Here is a 20,665-nt window from a genome sequence, read left to right as displayed (position 1 = left end):
TCTTCGGCCAGCACCGCAGCTAAGCCCTCGCGAAAGGAGGGGAACTGCGGCGAGAATCCAAGCGCCTGCTTGGCCCGCGTGGTCTTCAGGCGCTTGCATTCGGCGTAGAACTCGCGGGCCGTCGGCGAGACGTCGTCAGCATCGATCGAGGTGGCGGGGGGCGGCGGCAGGCCGAGCAGCGAGGCGGCGTAGGTGAGCACCTCGTCCGACGGGGCCGGTTCCTCGTCCGCGAGGTGGAAGATCGGGCCCGCGTCGGGGTGCTCCATCGCGAGCTGCAGGGCGCTGGCGATGTCGTCGACGTGGATGCGGTTGAAGACGTGGTGAGCCTTGATGATGCGTCGGGCCGTCCCCGCGCGCAGTCGCGCGAAGGGGGATCGGTGGGGGCCGTAGATGCCGGGCAGGCGAAAGACCTGGACCGCCTTGCCGTGCGCCCTGGCCCAGGTGAGCCATCGATCCTCGCAGGCGACGCGCCGGCGCGCCCGCTCGGAACCCGGCCGCAGGGGGGCGTATTCGTCGATCCACGCGCCATCGACGTCGCCGTAGACCCCCGTGGTGGACAGCAGGGAGCACCAGCGCAGGGTGGGAAGATCGGCGAGGGTGGCGCCGTGCGCCGCGATCACGCCGTCCTCACCTCCCTCGCCCGGCGGGATCGAGCACAGGATGTCCGTGACGCCGTCGAGCGCCTTCGCCGGTACCGGGGCGTCCCCGTCGAAGCGGCAGCCCTCGATGCCGAGGCCTTGCAGCCGTTGCACGCCCTCAGGGGAGCGGGCCGTCCCCGACACGCGGGCGCCCTGGGCGAGGAGCCGGCGAGCGAGGCGCTGGGCCGTGTAGCCGCAGCCGAAGCAGAACAGATGACGGGGAGTGGCAGGTCCGGCCGGGTGCAAATCGGTGCCCTTAGGTGAGTGTGATCGACAGTGTACGCGTCCGCCGCCAGCTGGCGTTTTGACCGGCTTTCTTCGGGCGCCGATAAATTGTTGTAAACATCGACGGACTCCGGCGTCGTTTTGTTGGCTATTCGGGGGCGACCTCCTTAACATTCTCCCCCGATCTCGACCGGCTCTACGGGGATCGGGACCGGATGATCGCACCATCAACGACCAGCCAAGGGCGCACAGGCGCAGGGAGAACCATGGCGAAGCAAAGCAGGCATCAATGGCGTTTTCAGCGCCTCGGGGGATTCGATCAGGTCACGCTGGAGACGGCCGAGGACCTGAAGAATCTGGGTGAGTTCGATCAGAAGCTCTGGGCGGCCCTGGCCTGCCCCACCAAGGGCGTCGAATTCGATGAGCGTACCCTCGCCTTCCTCGATACGGACGGAGACGGACGTATCCGTGTGCCGGAATTGCGCGACGCCATCGCCTGGGCCTGCGGGTTGTTGAAGAACCCGGCTGAGCTGTTGCAGCCGACGGAAGGGCTGCCCTTGAAGTCGATCGATGACAGCACCGAAGACGGCGCCAGGCTGCGCGCCAGCGCCGAGCAGATCCTCACCAACCTCGGCAAGGGCGACGCGGCCTCGATCACCCCCGAAGAGACCGCGGATACGAGCCGCATCTTCGCGGATACGGCGTTCAACGGCGACGGTGTCGTGCCCGCGAGTTCCGCCGAGGACGAGGCCGTCGCGGCCGCGATCGAAGAGATCATCGGCTGCGTCGGCGGGGTGCCCGACCGTTGCGGTGCCGATGGCATCGACGGCGAGCACCTGGAGCAGTTCTTCAGCGAAGCCCAGGCCTTCGCCGACTGGTGGGGTGAGGGTGAGGCGTCCAACGTACGCCTGCTCGGTGACAAGACCGACGCCGCCGCCGACGCTCTCGAGGCGGTGCAGGAGAAGATCGAAGACTTCTTCACTCGCGCTCGCCTGGCCGCCTTCGACGAGCGCGCCGCCGCCGTCGTGAACCCCAGCGAAGCGGATTTCGCCGCCGTCACGGCGCAGACGCTCTCGCCGGACACGGAAGCGCTGGCGACCTTCCCCCTGGCGCGGGCCGAGTCGGATCGCGCCTTGCCGCTGGCCGCGGGCCTCAACCCCGGCTGGGCCGCTGCCCTCACCAAGTTCCGCGATGAGGTGGTCGTGCCGCTACTCGGCGAGCAGAGCGAGCTCACGGAGGAGGCGTGGCGCGATATCAGCGGTCGCTTCGCCGCCTACGCCGGCTGGCGCGCTGAGCAGCGCGGTGACATCGTCGCCGGCCTCGGCATGGAACGCATCAAGGCCCTCCTCGAGGGCAGCACGCGGGCGGACATCGAAGCGCTGCTCGCCAAGGACCTCGAGGTGGCGCCCGAGGCGGACGGCATCGAGGCGGTGAACAAGCTTGTTCACTACTACCAGCACCTCGACACGCTGCTGCACAACTTCGTGTCCCTGCGCGATTTCTACAGCCTCGACCACAAGGCCGTGTTCCAGGCCGGCACCCTCTACCTCGACGGTCGCAGCTGCGATCTTTGCGTGAAGGTGGACAACGTGGCGAAGCACGCCGCGATGGCCACGCGCAGCAACACCTACCTCGCCTACTGCGAGTGTAGGCGTCGCGGCGGGGCGGAGAAGATGACCATCGCGGCCGCGTTCACCGGCGGTGATTCGGACAACCTCATGGTGGGTCGCAACGGTGTGTTTTACGACCGCGACGGCGGCGACTGGGATGCCACCATCACCAAGTTGGTGGAGCACCCGATCAGCCTTTCCCAAGCCTTCTGGTCGCCCTACAAGCGCTTCGCCCGCATGATCTCCGATCAGATCGAGAAGATGGCCGGCGCCCAGGACAAGGCGGTCACGGCCAGCGCTTCCAAGGGCATCGCGGGAGCGGCGGACAGCGCCTCGAGCGGCAAGCCCGCGGCGCCCGCCTTCGACATCGCCAAGTTCGCCGGTATCTTCGCCGCCATCGGCTTGGCCGTCGGTGCCATCGGCACGGCGTTGGCGGCCGTGGTGACCGGCTTCCTCGGCCTCGCCTGGTGGCAGATGCCGCTGGCGATCGTCGGCATCATGCTGGTGATCTCGGGGCCGTCGATGGTGTTGGCCTACATGAAACTTCGCCAGCGCAACCTCGCGCCCATGCTGGACGCCAATGGTTGGGCCGTGAACACCCGGGCCAAGATCAACATCCCGTTCGGCGCCACGCTCACGCAGACGGCAGAACTGCCCGACGGCGCCAAGCGCTCCATGCGCGATCCCTTCGCCAAGAAGGCCAGCATCTGGCCGTGGGTGATCGCCCTGGTGATCCTCGCCGGCGGCGCCGGCGCTGCATGGCAGTTCGGCTGGGTCGATAAGGCCATGAGCCTCCTGAACGGGGGCGACGCGCCCGCCGCCGAGGAAGTGGCCAGCGAGGACGACGCCGCGTAGTCCGAGCCTCGTGCCGAGCACCGAGCGCCTGGCCGCGCTCGGTGCTCCTCCTGGTCCCGCCCCGCCGCCGCCTTGCCCCCGCCGCCGATCGGCGCCTTACAACCGTCCCGTCCCCCGTGACATCCAAGGCCTCTGTACCACTCCACAGAGGATGAACGGATGCGTGTTCTTCTTGCCGCCGCCCTGCTTGCGGCCAGCGCGGGTGCGGTCGCTGCCGAGACCGTGAGGCTCGACGGTCAGTCCTTCGCCGTCTTCAACCTGGCCGGGTCCGTGCGGATCGAGACGGGCGCCGGGCCGAGCGCCGTCGCCGAGGTGACCCTCGCGGGCCCCGATGCCGATCTCCTGTCCATCGACACGCTGGTCACGCAAGTGCGTGGGGAGACGGCGACCGCCCTGGTCGTGCGCTACCCGGACGATGACGTGGTCTACCGCGAGGTCGGCTGGCGCGGGCGCTCCGACGTGAAGGTGGCGAGCGACGGCACCTTCCACCGCGATCGTGGCAAGCGCATTCGTTTGCGCAGCTCCGGCAATGGCACCGAGGCCTATGCCGACATCGTGTTGCGCGTACCCCCGGACCAGCGGGTGAGCGCCTACCTCGCCATGGGCGAGCTCCGGGTGGCCGACGCCGCCGGTGATTTCTACCTCGACACCCATCACGGCGCCATCATCGTCGACCGCGTGTTGGGCGACATCACCGCCGACACGGGCTCGGGGGACGTGCGCCTGGAGGGAGTGAATGCGGGGCGGGTGAACGTCGACACGGGCTCTGGTGACGTGCTGCTGGAGAACGTATCGGCCGAGCGCTTGCGCGCCGACACCGGCTCCGGCGAGGTGATCATGCGCGCTCTGCGGGCCGAGCAGGTGATCGCCGACACGGGGTCCGGCGATGTGGAGATGGAGTTTGCCGGGATCGGCGGGCGCGTCTCCCTGGACACCGGCTCCGGCGACGTTCGCGTCGTGATCCCGGCGAATGTCGGCGTCGAGCTCGATGTGGACACGGGCTCGGGCCGGATCGACTCTGGCTTGAACGGACTTCAGGTGTTGGACGAGGACGACGACAAGTTCATCGCCCGCCGCGGTGGCCGCGAGCTGCGCCTGAGCGTGGATACCGGTTCAGGCGATGTGTCCCTGACGGAGTAGGGGAGCGGAGTCGGGGCGCCGAGCGGGACCGCCCACCGCTCGGCCCTGATCGGCTACTGGGCGAACATCGCCAACGGCAGCACCAGGCCGTTCATGTCGATGTTGCCATCCTTCACCTTGATGGATGCCACGTAGCTGTCGCCATCGCGCTTGATGATGCCTTGCTGCACCAGCTCCGAGAGCATGCCGGGCACCTGTTGCGCCGCCATCTCGGACGCTTGTTCCGGCGTCAACTGATACTCCGGCGGTTGCCCTTCCATACTGCTGGTGATCTGGTCCGCCAGTACCCACTCAGCGATGCTCTCCGCCTGGGCTACCGGCAGGGATGCATCCAGGTTGGCGCTCAGCACCTTTCCGAGCACGTTCGGGTCTGCCATGGCGGCCAAGCCCGCCTGAGAGAATTCATCGCCGGCAACCTGCACCTGCATATCGACGTTGACAGGCCCCTCGGGCAGATCGACCTTGGCGGGTCCGATGCGCAGCGCCGGCGACGCTGCCAGCACCGGTTCGAAGATCGCAAAGAGCTGCTCGGTGAGTTCGGCGGTGAGGGGGGTGTCATCATCGTTCATGGCCGCAGCGTTGGCGGGGTCGCTGACCAGCGTCATGTACTGCTGCATGGACTCGACGGGGATGTTGCTCAAGCTGACCGGCAGGTGAAGGCTGCCCTCGTAACCCTCGGCGGTCATCTTGTCGACGGCGTAGGTGCCCTCGATGAGAAGTAGCTCGCCGCCATCGTCCACCTCGAGGTTCGCGGTGAAGGTGAAGCCGTCCAGATTGAAGTCCACCGCGTCGCCTTCGCCCGTATCGGCGACGAAGACGCGCACCTGCTGGGTGGTCCACGCAGAGTCGCCGATCCACACATCTTCGGTCAGCTGTGTGTTGTGGCCCTCCACGCGCGTCTCGTCGACGCTTACGATGCTGGCGTCGCCCACCGTCACGGCAAAGGACGGCATCGTCCCTTCGTAGTCGACCTCGCCCGACACGGTGTCCAGGAGCCCGGCGAGTTCGAAACCCAAGAACTGCACTTCACCCGCTTCGCCCTCTTCCTCGATGGGGAACCGAAACGCAGGGACATCGACGTCGAAGGCGACGGACTGATCGAAGCCGATGCGCATCGACGCGCTGACCTGCTCGTTCATCTCGAGGTCCGGGAGCTTCTCCTTGAAGGCGCTGTCCTGCAGGGTGGCGACCGCCGAGGCGGCGCCGAGCGCCAACCCGTTCTGGAACAGCAGGGTGCCGTGGGCGACGTCGAGATCCAGTTCGACCGGCTGCAGTAGCGACGATCGCACATCGGCGAAGGCCGCCACTGCCTGGGGATCCTGGGTGGCCGCCGCGGCAGCGGCGCGCTCTGCCAGTACCGCATCGATGTAGTCCTCGCGCGCCTGCACCACGATGCGTCCCGTAGCGCCGAACCAACCGCGGTCGTACTCCGCCAGGCGCACGCTGGCGACCGGGTTGTCCGTCGCCTCGGCCAGGGCGATCTGCATTTGTTCCTCCACCTCCGGGCCGATGAGCGCCGGTGGCACGGCGATGATGGCCGCAACGGGTAGGGAGGCGATGAGCAGGATTCGGGTGAGGTTCATCGGGCGTTCGCTTCGCGTCAGCAGTGGGAGCGGCGACGGTAGCAGATGTTACCGCATCGCGTCATGGTCCCTGCGCGGGTTTGCAGCAGCGAAAGTCGGTCAGGAAATCTGCTGATCAGCGGCGGGGCGCTACTCGTCCCAGGTGTCCCAGCGCTCGCGCAGTTTGGCCATGCCGGCCAGCACGATCTCCTCCAGCACGTCGAGATCGATATCCGCCAGCTTGTTGACGTACAGGCAGGACTTACCCAGCTTGTGCTTGCCCAGGCGTGCCAGCTTCTCGCTCATGCCCTCGAACTCGTAGCCGGGCATTATGTAGAGGGAAAGACTCTGCTTGCGCGGGCTGAAGCCGGTCATCAGGAACTCCCCCTCGCGGCCGCTCTCGTAGGTGTAGGCGTAGCGGCCGTAGCCGACCATGCTCGCGCCCCACATCTTCGCCTTCATGCCCGTGACGCGAGCGAAGAATTCCAATAGGGCGTGGGCATCTTCGCGCCGACGCGCCGGCTCGACCGCGCCGATGAAGCCCTCGACGTCAGCGTCGTTGGCAACGGTCTTGTTCTTTGCTTTCGCCATGGGTGCGTGCCTCCTTGCAAATCGGCTGACCCGCAGGTGCGCCGGTCAGCAACGCCAACGCTGATGGTGCCACAGGCGATGGCAGGCGCTGGAAGTTATCCGCGGTGCATGGTTGCGGTGCGCAACGGACGGGGCACGAGAGGCACGTGTCACCAATTGAAACAGCGATTTACCGCTGGACGCGCTACATTAGCTCTCGGACTCGAGAAACTGGGCAAGGGAGAGCCCTATGCAAGCATCGTCCGAGAGCGCCTACGCGCGCGAGGAGCGCAGCAGTACGCGTCGCTACCATTTGCGCTCGCCAACGCCCGCCGCGTTACCCCTGTGGTGGTGGGGCCTGTTCCTGCTGGCGTTGTTGCTGTTCCTGTTCGCCACCTTGAGTACGGCTCGGCAGGTCGAGCGCGACGTGGCCCGCGAGGCGCAGGCGCAACTGCAGAGCGCCGGCGTGGAGGTGCTCGCCAGCGAGGCCAACGGTCAGCGCGTGGCCCTGACCGCCATCGGCCCCGAGGAGGCGGTCGAGCGCTACGAGTGGATGGCCGAGTCCGCCCGATGCGATACCTGGGCCGGCCGCCTACGCTGCCCAACCCTCGCGAGCGTGAGCCTGCAGGCGCCCGCGGCGCTCCCCAAAGTGCCCCCAGCACCCGCCCCTGTCCTCGAACGAGACCAGGCGCCGGTCGCCTACAATTTCCGGATTCACAAGTCTGAGGATGCCCTGCGCTTGGAAGGGCAGGTGCCGAGCGAGGCGGTTCGCGCCGCGCTCGTCAGCGCGGCGGCGGCGCATGCCCCGCGGGTGGTGGATGAGCTGCGCGTGGTGTCCCCGGCCGCCGAGCAGGACGATCCGCCCACGCAGGCGGCCGCCAGCGCCGCGCTCTCCGTACTCGCCGGTCTTCTTCGTGGTGAGGCCCATTGGCTCGACGGCAAGTTGAGTATCGCCGGCATCGTGGCCGAGGCGGACCAAGCCGCCGCGACCCTCGCGTTCAGCCAAGTGGGTGATGCGGTGCCGACCGGCCACCTCTGGTTGCAGGTGGCTCGAGATGCCCTCGACTGCAACGCCACCTTCGTTGCGTTGCTCGACGATACGACGATCCACTTCGCTACCGGCAGCGCCACGATTCCGAGCGAGGACGATGCGCTGCTGGCCGCCTTGGCCAATCTCGCCAACCAGTGTCCCGGCGCGCTGTTGGTGGAAGGGCATACGGACAACGTCGGCAACGCGCAGGACAACCAAGTCTTGAGCGCCGCCCGGGCGGGCGCTGTGGTGACGGCGTTGGTGGATCTCGGCGTGGATGCCGTGCGCCTGGAGAGCGAGGGCTTCGGCGAGTCATCACCCGTTGCCAGCAATGAATCCGCGTCTGGAAGGGCGCTGAACCGGCGCATCGTGGTGCGCCTGCGCGACTCGAGCGCTAGCACACCGTAAGGGGATGTAACGAGATGATCTACCTGCTCGCAAAATTCACTGTCATCTACCTCCTGGTGGCGCTCATCGCGTTTCTCCTCGGCTACTGGTGGTGTCGCCGTCGCTTCGTCGACTACACGGAGCACCACGCGCAACTGAGCGAAGCCCTGGCCGATCGGGGGCGCCTGGTTGGCGAACTACAGGGGCAGCTCAAGGCGCTGGAGCAGAACGTACCGAACACGCTGGTTAACCGCTTGACGCCGCTGATGCCGAGCGTAGACCTGGCCCCGCTCGAGGACGGGGTGGGCGATCTGCGTCAGGAGGTGGACCAGTTGCGACCCGCGCTGGCGCCGATCGAAGCGCACGTGAGCGCCCTGCGCACGCGGGTGGACGAGGTGGAGCAGCGCTTGGCGCCCACGGTGGCACCGCTGGAGGAGTCCCTGCGCGCGCTAGATGCGCGCGTCGCGGCCTTGCCGGCGCCACCGCCGCCCCCCAACCTGCGCCCGCTGCAACAGGGCTTGGACGCCTTGGGGGAACAGGTGGCGTCGCTGCCGGCGCCGGAGCCGGTGGATCTGTCCTCCGTGCACGAGGGCATCGCCTCCCTGTCCGCGCTGATTCACGCGTTGCCCGCGCCCAAGGAGGTGGATCTGCAGCCGCTCGGGTCGGCGGTCGAGGCCGTCTCCGCGCAGGTGAAGGCGCTGCCCGCACCGGAGTCGGTGGACTTGAATCCTCTCCACGCGGCCATCGAACGGGTTGGCGAACTGGTGGCGGCGCTGCCCGCGCCCGAGCGCGTCGATCTCGATCCCGTGCGGGGAGGCATCGACCGGGTCGCCGCCCTGGTGGAGGCCTTGCCGGCGCCCGAGCGGGTGGATTTCGCCCCGGTGCAGGCGGATGTCGAGCGGGTGGCGAGCCTGGTCGGCGCTCTCCCAGCCCCACAACACGTGGACCTCGCTCCGCTGCACGGTGCCGTCGAGCGGGTAGCGAGCCTCGTCGAGGCGCTGCCGACGCCCCAGCAGGTGGACCTCGCGCCCGTTCGCTCGGGGCTGGAGCACCTCACGCAGTTGGTGCAGGCCCTGCCCGCGCCCGAGAGCGTGGATCTGCAGCCCTTGCACGCCGAGGTGAACCGGTCCATCGCCCTGATCGAGGCGCTCCCCGCCCCGCGCGAGGTCGACCTCAGCGCCGTGTTCGAGGAGTTCTCTCGCCTGGACACCGCGCTGCGCACCTTGCCGATTCCACCCGCCGTGAACTTGAAGCCCTTGCAGGGGGAGGTGGAGAGGCTCTCGCAGGTGATCGATGCCTTGCCGGCGCCACCGGCGCCTGTCGATCTGTCCGGCATCGTCGCCTCGCTGGCCACGCTCCAAGCACGGGTGGATGCGTTGCCCACGGAATTCCCCGAGGCACCGGACCTCAGCGAGGCCATCGTTCAGCTACGAGAATTGATCACCGAGCGCTGCCAGCCGGCGGCGCCGCGAGCGCCGGCTCCGCGGGAGGAGCAGGCGGCCCGCGCGGAGGCCCGCCTGCTGAGCGCGGCGGACTTCGGTGCACCCGACGAGCTGCAGCGAATCTCCGGTGTTGGCCCGGTGCTCGAGAAGCTCCTGCACGGGCAGGGGGTGTTCTACTTCTGGCAGATCGCCGCCTGGGGTCCGCGGGATGTCGCGTTCGTGGACTCCTTGCTGGAGGTCTTCCAGGGCCGCATCGAACGCGATGAGTGGGTAGCGCAAGCGGCTGAGCTGATGCGTGAGCCTGGTGCGGCTAAGGCGCCCGAGGACCATCGCGCCTGAGCCTTCGCGATGGCGCGACTGTCTCGGCACGCCGCCGATGCCGGACGCCTTACCGCTGAGGCATCACGGCTTGGCGAGCGCTGCGCTGCCTGCCGCCGCGAAGCGAGCCAGGTAGTCCGCGCGCTCATCCTCGCTCATCGTGCACATCTGTTCGGCGAGGGCGAACCGTAGGCTGGCGTCGTCGTAGGAGGAGAGGCTGCTCGCCACGTCGGCGCTGGTGGCAGTTTGCGGATCCAGGCCGTAGCGTTCCACCACCGCAGCGTAGAGCGCCTTCGATTCGGGCAAGGCGTACGCCGCCGTGTGGTATCCATCGGGGAGCACTGCTGCTTGCGCGTCGATCCACTCGACGCGTTCGAGAATCCATCCCAGGCAGTCGGCGAAGGCCGTTCGCGAACGCGGGTCGAGCTGTGCCCAGTGGTGCTCTGCCGCTGCGCGTCCGCTCTCGATCTGCTCCTGCTCGAAGTAGGGCGCGAGGGCGCGCAGCGATTCCAGCATCGCCGCCACCTGCGCGGCACCATAGCGCTTCTCGAGCGCGTCCACTTGCCTCGCCAGCCGTTCGTCCGGGGCATCGTCGACGGGCGTGGCTGGGGGTGTCGCCATCCCCGCTTGCGCCGCCGGGTTGGGGGCGTTGCCTTCTTGCGGCGATTCGGCGCACGCGAACAGGAGTATCGTGAGCGTTGCCATGCCCCACCGCGACGCGGCTCTCGCCTCGAGCCATGATACTGATGCGCGTGTTAGCCTTGGCGATCTGTGTTGCATTCCACGCTTAGCCGAGGTGAACCGTGAAGATTGCCATTGTCGTTGGTCACAATGCTGTTGCCAAGGGCGCTCGTGCCAAGGCGCCGCTCAGCGTGCAGGAGTTTGACTACAACAACGAGATCGCCGATGCGATGGTGCAGCTCGTGCGCCGTCCCCTGCGAGCGAAGAAGTTCAATCGCATCCGAGCCGCCAGCTACTCGCGTGAAATCGACGCGGTCTACGCCGAAGTCGATCGCTACGCGGCGGATATCAGCATCGAGCTGCACTTCAATGCCGGCCCCTCGAGCGCCACGGGCACGGAGACCTTCTCCAGTGGCTCCACGGGCTCCCTGGCCCTCGCCCAGCATGTGCAGGAGGCAATGCTGAGCACCCTCGAGCGGCGTGATCGCGGGGTGAAGATCCTGAGCAGGACCGATCGTGGTGGGCGCAGCCTTCACGCCGGCCTCGCCCCGGCGATCCTGGTCGAACCCTTCTTCGGCTCCAATAGTGGCGATTGCCGGGCTGCCAACGGCCTCGGTGCCGAGGGCATGGCCCGCATGTACCTCGATGGCATTCGCCGTTACGCGGATCTACCCGAAGTGACCGGCCTCGGCGAGGACGGTGACGCAAGGGAAGCGGCCTTCCTCGTGGACGTGGACATCGTCCACTCCAATCTCACGCGGCAGGCCTTCTTCACCCGCAACAGTGCGGCCTTCAAGGCGATCATCGGCGCGATCAACGACAAGCTCGCGGCCGAGCAGCACGGCGAGCAGATCAACCCGCTTACCCTCGAGGATGCCTACGCGTTGATGAGCGCGCAGATCGGCACCCGCGGATCCAAGGTCGACGCGCGCTTCGCGCATGAGCAAGGCAACCGCGGCCTGTTGCCCCTGCCGGCCAATCTGGGCTTGTGGAACGGCCCGTCCTCCCTGAATCTCGGCGCGAGCATGACGCCGGAGCGCAACGTGAAGGAGTACCTTCTCTACCTTGCGAACCTCAAGAACAAGGACGTCGGGCGAGACTTCTGGGGCGGGTCGCTCTATCGCGACCTGTTCACCCAGGAGGTGGTGGCGGGCAACCGGCGCAAGCAAACCGCCCTGCTGGCGGCGATCGTGCACGGCTATTTCGACACGGGCAACTACCACTTAGGGCTGCCCTACGGTGAGCTGTCGCGGCGGGTAGTCGCGGCGGATAAGGACTCCGCGCCGCTCCTGGAACTGCTGGATGAGCTCGGCTACCAGGACCTGGTCCGCGACCCGGCCGTGGTGGATGAGCGGATCGCGCAGCTCAAGTCGGGGCTCGCGCTCAGTCGCGCCTAGCACTACGTTCCGGCGTACGGGCCTACCACGTAGAGCAGCACGGAGAAGACGTGGCAAATGCTGCCGGCCAGTACCAGCACGTGCCAGATGGCGTGGTGGAAGCGCAGGGAGTGCCACATGTAGAACACCACCCCGAGCGTGTAGAAGACGCCACCCGCCGCCAGTAACGCCATGCCCGCGGTGGGCATGGCGGCGATCAACGGCTTGATCACGATCAACACCAGCCAGCCCATTACCAGGTAGAGACCGAGCTGCAAGGTACGCCCTCGGCTGCGCAATACCGCCTCGAGGGTGATGCCCAGCACGGCCAGGCCCCAGATGACGCCGAAGATGGACCATCCCCAGGCGCCCGGCACCTTCACCAGGGCGTAGGGGGTGTAGGTGCCGGCGATGAGCAGGAAGATCGCCGAATGATCCAACACCTCGAAAACGCGCTTGGCAGATCCCTTAGGTAAGGCGTGGTAGAGCATCGAGGTGCCGTAGAGGACGATGATCGTCGCCCCGTAGATGCTGGCAGCCACCACGGCGGTCGGCGTCGCAAAACGCGCGGCGAACACCACGAGAAGCACCAGCGCGGCGATGCCCAGGAGCAGTCCGAGGCCGTGGGTCAGGCTGTTCGCCACTTCCTCGGCGACGGTGTAGCGGGCCGCCTCCGCGCCGAGGCCGTCTTCAACGCTGTCCATATCAGTGCTTCGAAGCCCCTGACGCGCCGATGCCCGTCTGGGCGCGGACGAACTGGTCCTCGAAGCCAGCACGATCCATCGCGGCGCGCGCTGAGTTGTCGGTGATCGACACCAGCCAGGTAACCAGGAAGGCGGCCGTCACGGAGAACAGGGCCGGGTAGCGGTAGGGGAACACCGGCTCATCGAAGCCGAGCACGGACACCCACACCGTCGGCCCGAGGACCACCAGCGCCAGCGCCGTGACCAACCCGGTGACCCCGCCCACCAGGGCGCCCCGGGTGGTGAGCTTGGACCAGAACATGGAGAGGAACAGGACCGGGAAGTTCGCCGACGCGGCGATGGCGAAGGCCAGTCCCACCATGAAGGCGATGTTCTGCTGCTCGAAGAGTATGCCGAGGCCGATGGCGACGAAGCCGAGCACCACCGTGGCGATGCGCGAGACGCGCACCTCGTCCTTCTCGTCTGCGTTGCCGTGCTTGATCACGGACGCGTAGAGATCGTGGCTGATCGCCGAGGCGCCGGCGAGGGTCAAGCCCGAGACCACGGCGAGGATGGTGGCGAAGGCGACGGCGGAGATGAAGCCGAGGAAGAGTGAGCCGCCCACCGCATCGCTCAAGTGGATGGCGGCCATGTTGGTGCCGCCGATGAGCCCGTTGCCGTCGAAGTACTGCGGGTTGCCCATCACCAGCACGATGGCACCAAAGCCGATCACGAAGGTGAGGATGTAGAAATAGCCGATGAACCCGGTGGCGTAGAACACGGACCGGCGCGCTTGCTTCGCATCGCCGACGGTGAAGAAGCGCATTAGGATGTGGGGCAGGCCGGCGGTGCCGAACATGAGCGCAATCCCCAAGGAGATGGCCGAGATCGGATCGGAGACGAGGCCGCCCGGCTCCATGATCGCCTGACCCTTCTCGTGGATATTCACCGCTTCGGCGAACAGGGCCTCCGGTGAGAAGCCGTACTTCCACAGCACAGCGACCGCCATGAAGGTGGCGCCCGAGAGCAGCAGGCACGCCTTCACCACCTGCACCCAGGTGGTGGCGATCATGCCGCCGAAGGTCACGTACACCACCATCAACACGCCAACCACCACCACTGCGTAGGTGTAGGGCAGGCCGAAGAGCAGTTCGATGAGCTTGCCGGCGCCGACCATCTGCGCGATCAGGTAGAGGGCCACGGTGGCCAGCGAGCCCGCCGCAGCGAACACGCGGATGTCCCCCTGGCGCAGGCGGAAGGAGGCGACGTCGGCGAAGGTGTACTTGCCGAGGTTGCGCAGGGGTTCGGCGATGAGGAACAGGATCACCGGCCAGCCGACCAGGAAGCCAATGGAGTAGATCAAGCCGTCGAAGCCGGAGGCGTACACGAGGCCGGAGATGCCCAGGAACGACGCGGCGGACATGAAGTCGCCGGCGATGGCGAGCCCGTTCTGAAAGCCGGTGATGCCCCCGCCGGCGGAGTAAAAGGCGGCTGCCGATTGGGTCTGGCGCGCGGCCCAGTAGGTGATCCCCAGGGTGAAGAGGACGAAGGCCAGGAACATGGAAATCGCGGCCACGTTCACCGGCTGACGCTCGCCCTCCACGGCGATCTCCGCGGCCTGTGCCGCGAGGGGGCTGGCGCCTAAGGCGAGCAGCGCGATGAGCAGCCCGATCAGTTTGAGCGGCCGCATCAGTCGCGCACCTTGTGCAGGGCGCGGGTGAGCTGATCGAACTCCGCGTTGGCCCGCGCCACGTACACGCCCGTGAGCACAAAGGCCGAGAAGATCACGGCGAGACCGACGGGAATGCCCAAGGTCATCACCCCGCTGCCGAGGCGGGTGCCGAACACGCCGGGGGCGAAGGCCACCACCAGCACGAAGCTGAAGTAGATGGCGAACATGATGAGCGTCAAGCGCACGCTGAGGGCTCGCCGTTTCTCGACCAGTTCGCGGAAGCGCGGGTCCTGACGGACGGCATTCAAGTCGGGCGTTGGCTGCGCTGGGGGCATCGTGCGTCGCACTCCATCAATGAACGTAAGGCCCGGCATTCTGACCAATCCGCGCGGACCGATCCAACCACCGGCTCGCACTACACCGTGGATATGCGCACTACGTTGCCCATCGCCCCCGATTCGATGCACCATCAAGTGCTCGCCACCATGGGCAAGCCCGGTCGATGACTCAACTACTGTTCTATCGCGAATCTCCCGCCAACGGCGGCATTGTCTTGGCGCCGCCGCGCCTGGCGCGCTACGTGGCGCGCATCCACGATGCCATCAACAGCTCACGCACCTGGGCGGAGTTCCGCGTGGCGCTGCCGCCGGGCGAGTACGTGGCGATCATGGGCTACATGGTCCAACACGGCGCCAGCATGAAGGGCCTGCCGGCGCCCAACGCCCCCTTCAATCCCGAGCTGTTGCCCGGCTACGTGGAGGGGGACTACCCAATGTGGTTGCAGCAGGAAATGTCGAACTATCTCGACATGCTCGTGCTTGACGTGGTCGAGCGCGTGGCGATCCTGGAGTCGACGCCGGCGAACGGGACCTACCTGTTCATCCCCCCAGCCGCGATCGATCAGCTCGAAGAGGAGCTCGCCGAGCTCGGCTACGAGCTCGAGTACGCCTCGGACCTGAGTTTCTACTGAGCGCCCATCGGCGGCACCAGCGGACCTAGCATCTGCTCGCGATAGGCGCTGACCGGTAAACCGCCGCGGGCCACCATCGCATCGAGATACTCGCGAAGGTCGAACCCCTCGCCGAGGGCTTCGCGCACCTCGGCGTAGAGCGCCTGGTGCTGCTCGTAGCCCAACCAGTAGCTGGTCAGCTGCGGGCTGGTAGTGATCGCTCGGTTCCACATGTTGGCGGCGAAGTGCGCTTCCTGCAGGGCTTGCTCCTGGACGAAGCGGATCACCTCCTCGCGGGTGACCTCGCTGGTGTGCACCCGGATGTCGACGATCGTGCGCGCGATGTTCTCGATCTGCTTCTTCAGGTGCGCGAGGCGATCGAGGGCATCTCCCCAGCCTTCGTCGAGCATCAGGCGCTCACAGAAGGTGCCCCAGCCCTCCACGTAAACGCCATCGCCGAACAGGGCCCTCACCTTGCGTTCCTGTTGGGCAGCAATCTTGCCCTGCAGGTAGTGGCCGGGGATCATCTCGTGGGGGGTGATCATGCGGTTGAAGTGGTCGTTGAAGTCGCGGAAGAACGCCTCGCGTTGGGCGTCGTCGAGCTGTGGTGGTGGGGTGGGGAGGTAGAACAGGGTGTCTGCGTCCGGCGCGTAGGGGCCGGCGGCGTACACACCGCCCACACCCTGGCCCGCGAAGTAATCCGGGGAGCGCCGGGTCTGCACGGTCAAGGGATCGGGGAGGGTGATGAGGGCGCGCTCGCGTACCCATTGCTCGCTCTCCTCGAGCATGCGGATGAAGTCGTCGACGAACTCCTCCACGGTGCTGGCGTGATCATCCCCCACGCGGCGGAAGAGGGCGCGGACCACCTCGATATCGTCCGCGGGCGGGTCACCGCGCATGACCTCCGACCACACCTGGCGGCCGAAGGCGGCAGTCTCCGCGCGCTTGGCCACCAGGGCCGCATGGGCTTGGGCGAGCACGTCGGCGGGCGAGGTGTGGCGGCCGGAGAACAGGGCGAGCTTGCGCGCGTAGGCGTCGGCGCCGAGACGCACGCTGCCCGTGGCGACATCGCTCAGGGAGTCCAGGTAGTCGGCGAAGTAGGTGAGCGCACCCGCCGCCGTGGCCCCGGCGGCCCGTGCTTCGTCCTCCAGCGCGGGCGCTTGCGCCGCCGCGATGCGCACCAACCCGTCAGCGTAGAAGGTGGCAGCGCGACGGGTCTGTCGGGTCGCCGATGCCAGCCATTCGGGCGGGATGTCCTCGGGTTGGGTGGCAAGGGCGGCGCGCGCGGCGGCGACCAGCCGCGGCATCTGCCGCGCCCGCGCGTTCGCAGCGGTGAGACGCTCCTGCGCCGGTCGATCTTCGCGCACGGTCAGGAACACCACGGCGTTAGCCATGCGTCCAGACCAGAACAGGGGGTTGCGTTGCGGCTCGCGCTGATCCACCCAATCGAACAGGACCCGCTCGATGCGCCGTCGCAGCAGCTTCGCGTCCTCCCGGTCGTCGAAGGAGAGGCTCTGCGGTTGGGCGAGGAGGGCGTCCAGGGCCGCGCCAGTGCGGCGGTTGACGGCAATCCACGCCGCGCGACTGTCCCGATCGAGGCGGTCGAGCTCCGCGTCATGCTCGTGGCGACCGGCGCTGGTGGCGCGGATGGGGAAGGTTTCCAACCACGTTTCCAGGTAGGCCTCGACGATGGTCGCGACAGGGCTGGTCGTGGGCTCCTGCGCCTGGGCGCCGGCCACGTGGAACAGGGCCACGCTCAGCAGCAGGGTCAGGAGCGATCGGCGGACGGGCGATGGGGACAAGGTGATCTCCAGCGACGGGCAGCGAAACGATGCTCGCAGCTCTACCAGCCGCTGAAGATCCTGGCAAGGCGCTACGGTCGATCGGTCACTCGTCGAACACCCAGTCCGGGCACGAGCTGTCCAGGTCCGTGCGGGCGCGGGCCTGGCCGTCGTCGCTGATCATCAGCATGTACCCGTGCGGACCGCCGTAGGCGATCATCGGCAGCGGTTGCTGCGGGTCGTGGAAGCGCATGTCATGGCCGATGTCCTCGTTGGTGAGGTCCGGGGCGTAGAACATCACATGGGGCGGGAAGAACCCGAGGGTGCCCGTCTGGCGGTTCACGGGGCGGTTGTAGCGGCTCAGCATGTAGGCCACGCCGGGGCGATTGACCCGCTGGAAGCGTCCGCGAGCAAAGCCCTCGCGCACCTCTGCGCGCACCGCCTCGACCGATTTGCCCGCCAACAGGGACTCACCGACCCAGCGCACCTTTGGGAGGATCGTGCGGGTGCCCTCAGCGTCGTAGCAGGTGGGCTTCAGCACGCGCGGGTCGTCGCGATTGACGATGCAGGTGAAGTGGTTTCGTGCTGGCCGGATCTCCTGGAACCCGGTCTCGGTCAGGATCCACACCCCAGCGTGATCTCGCAGATGCGCCGGCGCGGCGCTGATCGCAAGGGATGTCTCGCACGCTGCAGTCAAGAGCGGCACGGGGCTGGCAGCGGCGTTGGCGGTGCCGATGCAAGCCCACACTCCTAATGCGATCACCAGGTAAAAGGGGATGATGGAATCATGGGAGCGGCCGTCGCCCGGTAGCGGGGACGGCGCTGCAGGGGCGGTTGGATGCATCGTCGAACTCCTTGAGGCTGGGGTCACACCCTAGAAAGGCCGAAGGTCATCCGGAAGGGCCAATGGCGAGCGCGTTGGCTGGACCAACTGCTAGGCGCGACCGCTGGGCGCCTGCCCGCGGCGACCGCCCGCAAAAGGAGAACCAGGCCCGGACCGCCCACTCCCACGCCCTCTATTCTCTACAGCCTTTCGACATAAGTGGCAGTGATGGGCAAGGCCGATAGACGAAAAACCAACAAGCCGTCCCGCAGCGGTCGTCGCCCGTCCGCCAGCGCCAAAAAACCGGCGGGTGGGGCCTCGATGGCGAGCGCCCTGCACCAGATGGAAACAGGCCAATACGAACTCGCGCTGCAGACCCTGGAGCAACTTCACCTCAAGCGCCCGGACAGCGCCATCACCCTGAGGAAGATCGCCGAGTGCAAGACTGCGCTCAACCGCTTGGTCGAAGCGCAGAAGTGGTGGCAGCGTGCATGCGAGGCAGCACCGGACGATGCTGATGCCTGGTTTGGCTTCGCCACCTGCCTGCGCGTTCTCGGTCGCCACGAGCAGGCGCGTGAGGCCTTGTGCCACACCGTCGACGTGGAGCCCGCCCACGCCGACGCCCTCATCGCGCTGTTCTACGCCGACGAGAAGCGCCAGCGACACGACGACATGGGGCGCTGGCTAGCGAAATTGATCGCCTCGCATCCGGCGCATCCAATCCGGCACTTCCTGCAGGCGTTGTTGCTCGAGCGACGCGGCGAGCGAGGCGAGGGATTGCAGGTGCTGCAAGCGGCCCCACGGCCATCGGAGCAGGAGGTGTTCTACCCTCGCTGGGCCCACCTCTACGGTCGCTTGCTGGAAGACTCCGGCCACCACGCGGAGGCCTTCGATGCGCACGCGTCGGCCAACGCCTACCACCTTCGCAACAACGCAGGGCTCGGCCGCAAGGCGGGCGCCTACCTGGCCAAGGCCCAGGGTCTGTTGGGTGGGCTCGCGGGCGATGACTATTCCCACTGGGCGCGCGGCGAAGCACCCGGCGAACCCCAGGTGGCCTGGCAGGTGGGCTTCCCCAGATCCGGTACCACGCTGCTGGATCAGGTGCTCGACAGCCATCCGAACATCACCGTCGTCTCTGAGGCGGATACGCTCTCGAGCCTCATCGCGATCCTCGACCAACTGCCGGGCGGCTACCCAGCCTGCCTGGATCGGCTCGACGACGATCTCGCCGAGAAGCTTCGGCCGATCTATCTCTCGACCCTCGCACGCTACAGCGGACCGCCTCGCGATGGGCACGTGTACGTGGACAAGAACCCCCTGTGGACGCTCCACCTGCCGCTTCTGGCCCGCTTGATGCCCAAGGCCCCCGTGCTCGAATCGCGGCGCCACCCGGCGGATGTGTGCCTCAGCGCCTTCACCCAGCATTTCGGCCTGAACGACGCTATGTCCTGTTTCCTCTCGATGGACAGCACGGTCGAGCTCTACAACACGGTGATGGACTGCGGCGAGCGATTCGCTCGCCTGTTGCCGTTCCAGCGCCGCCACGTGGTGCGCTACGAGGACCTCGTCAGCGATCTCGAGACGCAGGCGCGCGCGGTCCTCGCCTTTCTCGGTTTGCCCTGGGACCCCGCCGTCCTCGACTATCACCTTCACGCGTCCCAGCGTGGGATTCAGACGGCGAGCTTCGATCAGGCGGTGAAGCCGGTGTACGCAAGCGCTGTCGGCCGTTGGCGTCACTACGCCCCTTCGTTGGCGCCTTGGCTGCCCGCCCTGGACCATCATGCGCAGCGCCTTGGCTACTCGCTGAGCGAGACCGACAGCCTGGTCGCCTAACGCCAAGTGTGAGCCGGGTCGTTCGCCGCGCGTGGCAATGACGCTACCTTCCGATCCCGATACAAGCTGTCGAGGTGTCCTCATGCTGTGGCAAGCAAAGCTCCGCGCTTTTCTCGTACATCTGGCCCTGAGCACGCTCGTGGTCGGGGCGGTGCTCGCGCTGGCGGTAATCGCCTGGTATCCCCACCCCTACTTCCGGGCGATGGACGCTTGGACGGTGGTGAAGATGCTGATCCTGGTCGATCTCGTGCTCGGCCCCTTGCTCACGCTCATCGTCTTCGACCCGGCCAAGCGCAGCCTGCGCTTCGACCTGACGGTGGTCGCCCTGGTGCAGGTCACCGCCCTGTCCTACGCCAGCCTTACCCTTTATCAGGAGCGCCCCTACTTCGTGGTGTTCTCCGGCGATCGCTTCGAGGTGCTCGCCTATCGCGATGTCGATTTGAGCGAGCTGAAAGACCCGGCCTTAGCCCGCAAGCCTTGGCGTGGGCCGCGGCTGCTCGTGGCGCCCCTCCCGGAGGATCCGGTCGAGCGCAGGGGGTTGGTTGCCGCGATGCTCATGGGCGAGCGCCCGTCTCTGCACTTCGATCCCGCATTCTGGCAGCCCTACGAAGACCGACAGGATCTGATCGCTTCGCAAATACGATCGGTGCAGGCCCTGGCGGAGGCGGACGCGCAGGCCGCACGCCAGATCGAGCGTGTATCGCAGCAGCTGGGCGACAGCGACCGCTTGGGCTATCTGCCACTCACGGCACGGGGGCGAGACATGGAGCTACTGCTCGATCGGCAGGACGGTCGGCCGGTGGCGGTGGTGGTGGGTGCCGATTCGACCGTCGCCACGGCTGCGGTGAGCGAAGAGCAGCCCTGAGCGCGCGCAGGGTGGGCGCTGTGCGCTAGGCAGCAGCCTTAGAGTCACCCGCGAAGCTGCCCACGAGACCCGCCGTGAAGGCTACCAGCCAACCGAGCGTGATCGCGGCCAGGCCGTCGCCCATGGACAGGCCGAAGAGCACCTCGGGCGTCTCCCCACACGTGGCTTGCACGCGGAACAGCATCGGCAGCCACTCATCCAGGGGCGCCCACTGCGGGAACTGGG

Annotated in this window: 18 protein-coding genes; 8 read left to right on the top strand and 10 right to left on the bottom strand. The window is 67.2% G+C overall.

Annotated features, from left to right (window positions below; translation table 11 throughout):
- A partial coding sequence (locus tag AAF184_18110) for an SDR family oxidoreductase (GenBank protein MEO0424259.1) occupies window positions 1-884 on the bottom strand: 884 nt, incomplete at its 3' end.
- A 245-nt stretch (window positions 885-1,129) separates the two neighbouring features.
- On the opposite strand from AAF184_18110, the gene AAF184_18105 reads away from it, so the two are divergent.
- The gene (locus AAF184_18105; GenBank protein MEO0424258.1) at window positions 1,130-3,328 is read left to right on the top strand and encodes a hypothetical protein; all 2,199 of its coding nucleotides are present in this window, start codon (window positions 1,130-1,132) and stop codon (window positions 3,326-3,328) included.
- 159 nt (window positions 3,329-3,487) lie between these two features.
- Window positions 3,488-4,468, top strand: a complete 981-nt coding sequence (locus AAF184_18100) for a DUF4097 family beta strand repeat-containing protein (protein ID MEO0424257.1) — start codon at window positions 3,488-3,490, stop codon at window positions 4,466-4,468.
- A 53-nt stretch (window positions 4,469-4,521) separates the two neighbouring features.
- Here the strand turns inward: AAF184_18100 and AAF184_18095 are convergent, their stop codons facing one another.
- A complete protein-coding gene (locus AAF184_18095) occupies window positions 4,522-6,051 on the bottom strand; it encodes a DUF945 family protein (protein ID MEO0424256.1) in 1,530 nt (509 codons plus the stop codon).
- Window positions 6,052-6,180: 129 nt separating this feature from the next.
- The gene (locus AAF184_18090) at window positions 6,181-6,621 is read right to left on the bottom strand and encodes a DUF1801 domain-containing protein (GenBank protein MEO0424255.1); all 441 of its coding nucleotides are present in this window, start codon (window positions 6,619-6,621) and stop codon (window positions 6,181-6,183) included.
- Between the two features lie 229 nt (window positions 6,622-6,850).
- Between AAF184_18090 and AAF184_18085 the strand changes: the two genes are divergently transcribed.
- The gene (locus tag AAF184_18085; GenBank protein ID MEO0424254.1) at window positions 6,851-8,038 is read left to right on the top strand and encodes an OmpA family protein; all 1,188 of its coding nucleotides are present in this window, start codon (window positions 6,851-6,853) and stop codon (window positions 8,036-8,038) included.
- A 14-nt stretch (window positions 8,039-8,052) separates the two neighbouring features.
- Complete coding sequence (locus AAF184_18080; GenBank protein MEO0424253.1) at window positions 8,053-9,798, top strand: hypothetical protein; 1,746 nt, start codon at window positions 8,053-8,055, stop codon at window positions 9,796-9,798.
- 63 nt (window positions 9,799-9,861) lie between these two features.
- On the opposite strand, the gene AAF184_18075 is transcribed toward AAF184_18080, so the two are convergent.
- Window positions 9,862-10,482 carry a hypothetical protein gene (locus tag AAF184_18075; GenBank protein ID MEO0424252.1) on the bottom strand — a complete coding sequence of 207 codons (621 nt, stop codon included), beginning with the start codon at window positions 10,480-10,482 and terminating at the stop codon, window positions 9,862-9,864.
- Window positions 10,483-10,580: 98 nt separating this feature from the next.
- On the opposite strand from AAF184_18075, the gene AAF184_18070 reads away from it, so the two are divergent.
- The gene (locus AAF184_18070; protein ID MEO0424251.1) at window positions 10,581-11,855 is read left to right on the top strand and encodes an N-acetylmuramoyl-L-alanine amidase; all 1,275 of its coding nucleotides are present in this window, start codon (window positions 10,581-10,583) and stop codon (window positions 11,853-11,855) included.
- A 2-nt stretch (window positions 11,856-11,857) separates the two neighbouring features.
- Here AAF184_18070 and AAF184_18065 read toward each other — a convergent pair whose 3' ends face one another.
- From AAF184_18065 to AAF184_18055, 3 genes are read right to left on the bottom strand one after another with little or no spacing between them, the layout of a single operon-like run.
- Window positions 11,858-12,538, bottom strand: coding sequence for a hemolysin III family protein (locus AAF184_18065; GenBank protein MEO0424250.1), 681 nt, complete (start codon window positions 12,536-12,538; stop codon window positions 11,858-11,860).
- Window position 12,539: 1 nt separating this feature from the next.
- Window positions 12,540-14,207, bottom strand: a complete 1,668-nt coding sequence (locus tag AAF184_18060) for a cation acetate symporter (GenBank protein MEO0424249.1) — start codon at window positions 14,205-14,207, stop codon at window positions 12,540-12,542.
- Window positions 14,207-14,524, bottom strand: coding sequence for a DUF485 domain-containing protein (locus AAF184_18055; protein MEO0424248.1), 318 nt, complete (start codon window positions 14,522-14,524; stop codon window positions 14,207-14,209). Before AAF184_18055 ends, AAF184_18060 begins: the two co-directional genes overlap by 1 nt.
- 167 nt (window positions 14,525-14,691) lie before the next feature.
- Between AAF184_18055 and AAF184_18050 the strand changes: the two genes are divergently transcribed.
- Window positions 14,692-15,159 carry a hypothetical protein gene (locus AAF184_18050; protein MEO0424247.1) on the top strand — a complete coding sequence of 156 codons (468 nt, stop codon included), beginning with the start codon at window positions 14,692-14,694 and terminating at the stop codon, window positions 15,157-15,159.
- Here AAF184_18050 and AAF184_18045 read toward each other — a convergent pair.
- Window positions 15,153-16,940 (bottom strand): DUF885 family protein, encoded by a 1,788-nt coding sequence (locus tag AAF184_18045; protein ID MEO0424246.1) that lies wholly within the window; start codon window positions 16,938-16,940, stop codon window positions 15,153-15,155. The genes AAF184_18050 and AAF184_18045 overlap by 7 nt on opposite strands.
- Window positions 16,941-17,025: 85 nt before the next feature.
- Complete coding sequence (locus tag AAF184_18040; protein MEO0424245.1) at window positions 17,026-17,763, bottom strand: hypothetical protein; 738 nt, start codon at window positions 17,761-17,763, stop codon at window positions 17,026-17,028.
- A 300-nt stretch (window positions 17,764-18,063) separates the two neighbouring features.
- On the opposite strand from AAF184_18040, the gene AAF184_18035 reads away from it, so the two are divergent.
- Both AAF184_18035 and tfpZ read left to right on the top strand, forming a co-directional pair.
- Entirely contained in the window at window positions 18,064-19,575 is a 1,512-nt protein-coding gene (locus AAF184_18035; GenBank protein ID MEO0424244.1) for a sulfotransferase, read from the top strand.
- Window positions 19,576-19,657: 82 nt separating this feature from the next.
- Window positions 19,658-20,440 (top strand): TfpX/TfpZ family type IV pilin accessory protein, encoded by a 783-nt coding sequence (tfpZ, locus tag AAF184_18030; GenBank protein ID MEO0424243.1) that lies wholly within the window; start codon window positions 19,658-19,660, stop codon window positions 20,438-20,440.
- Between the two features lie 25 nt (window positions 20,441-20,465).
- Here tfpZ and AAF184_18025 read toward each other — a convergent pair.
- A partial coding sequence (locus tag AAF184_18025; GenBank protein ID MEO0424242.1) for a disulfide bond formation protein B occupies window positions 20,466-20,665 on the bottom strand: 200 nt, incomplete at its 5' end.

This window comes from Pseudomonadota bacterium, assembly GCA_039815145.1.
GTDB lineage: Bacteria > Pseudomonadota > Gammaproteobacteria > Steroidobacterales > JBCBZW01 > JBCBZW01.
This window is presented reverse-complemented; position numbering and strand designations above follow the sequence as displayed.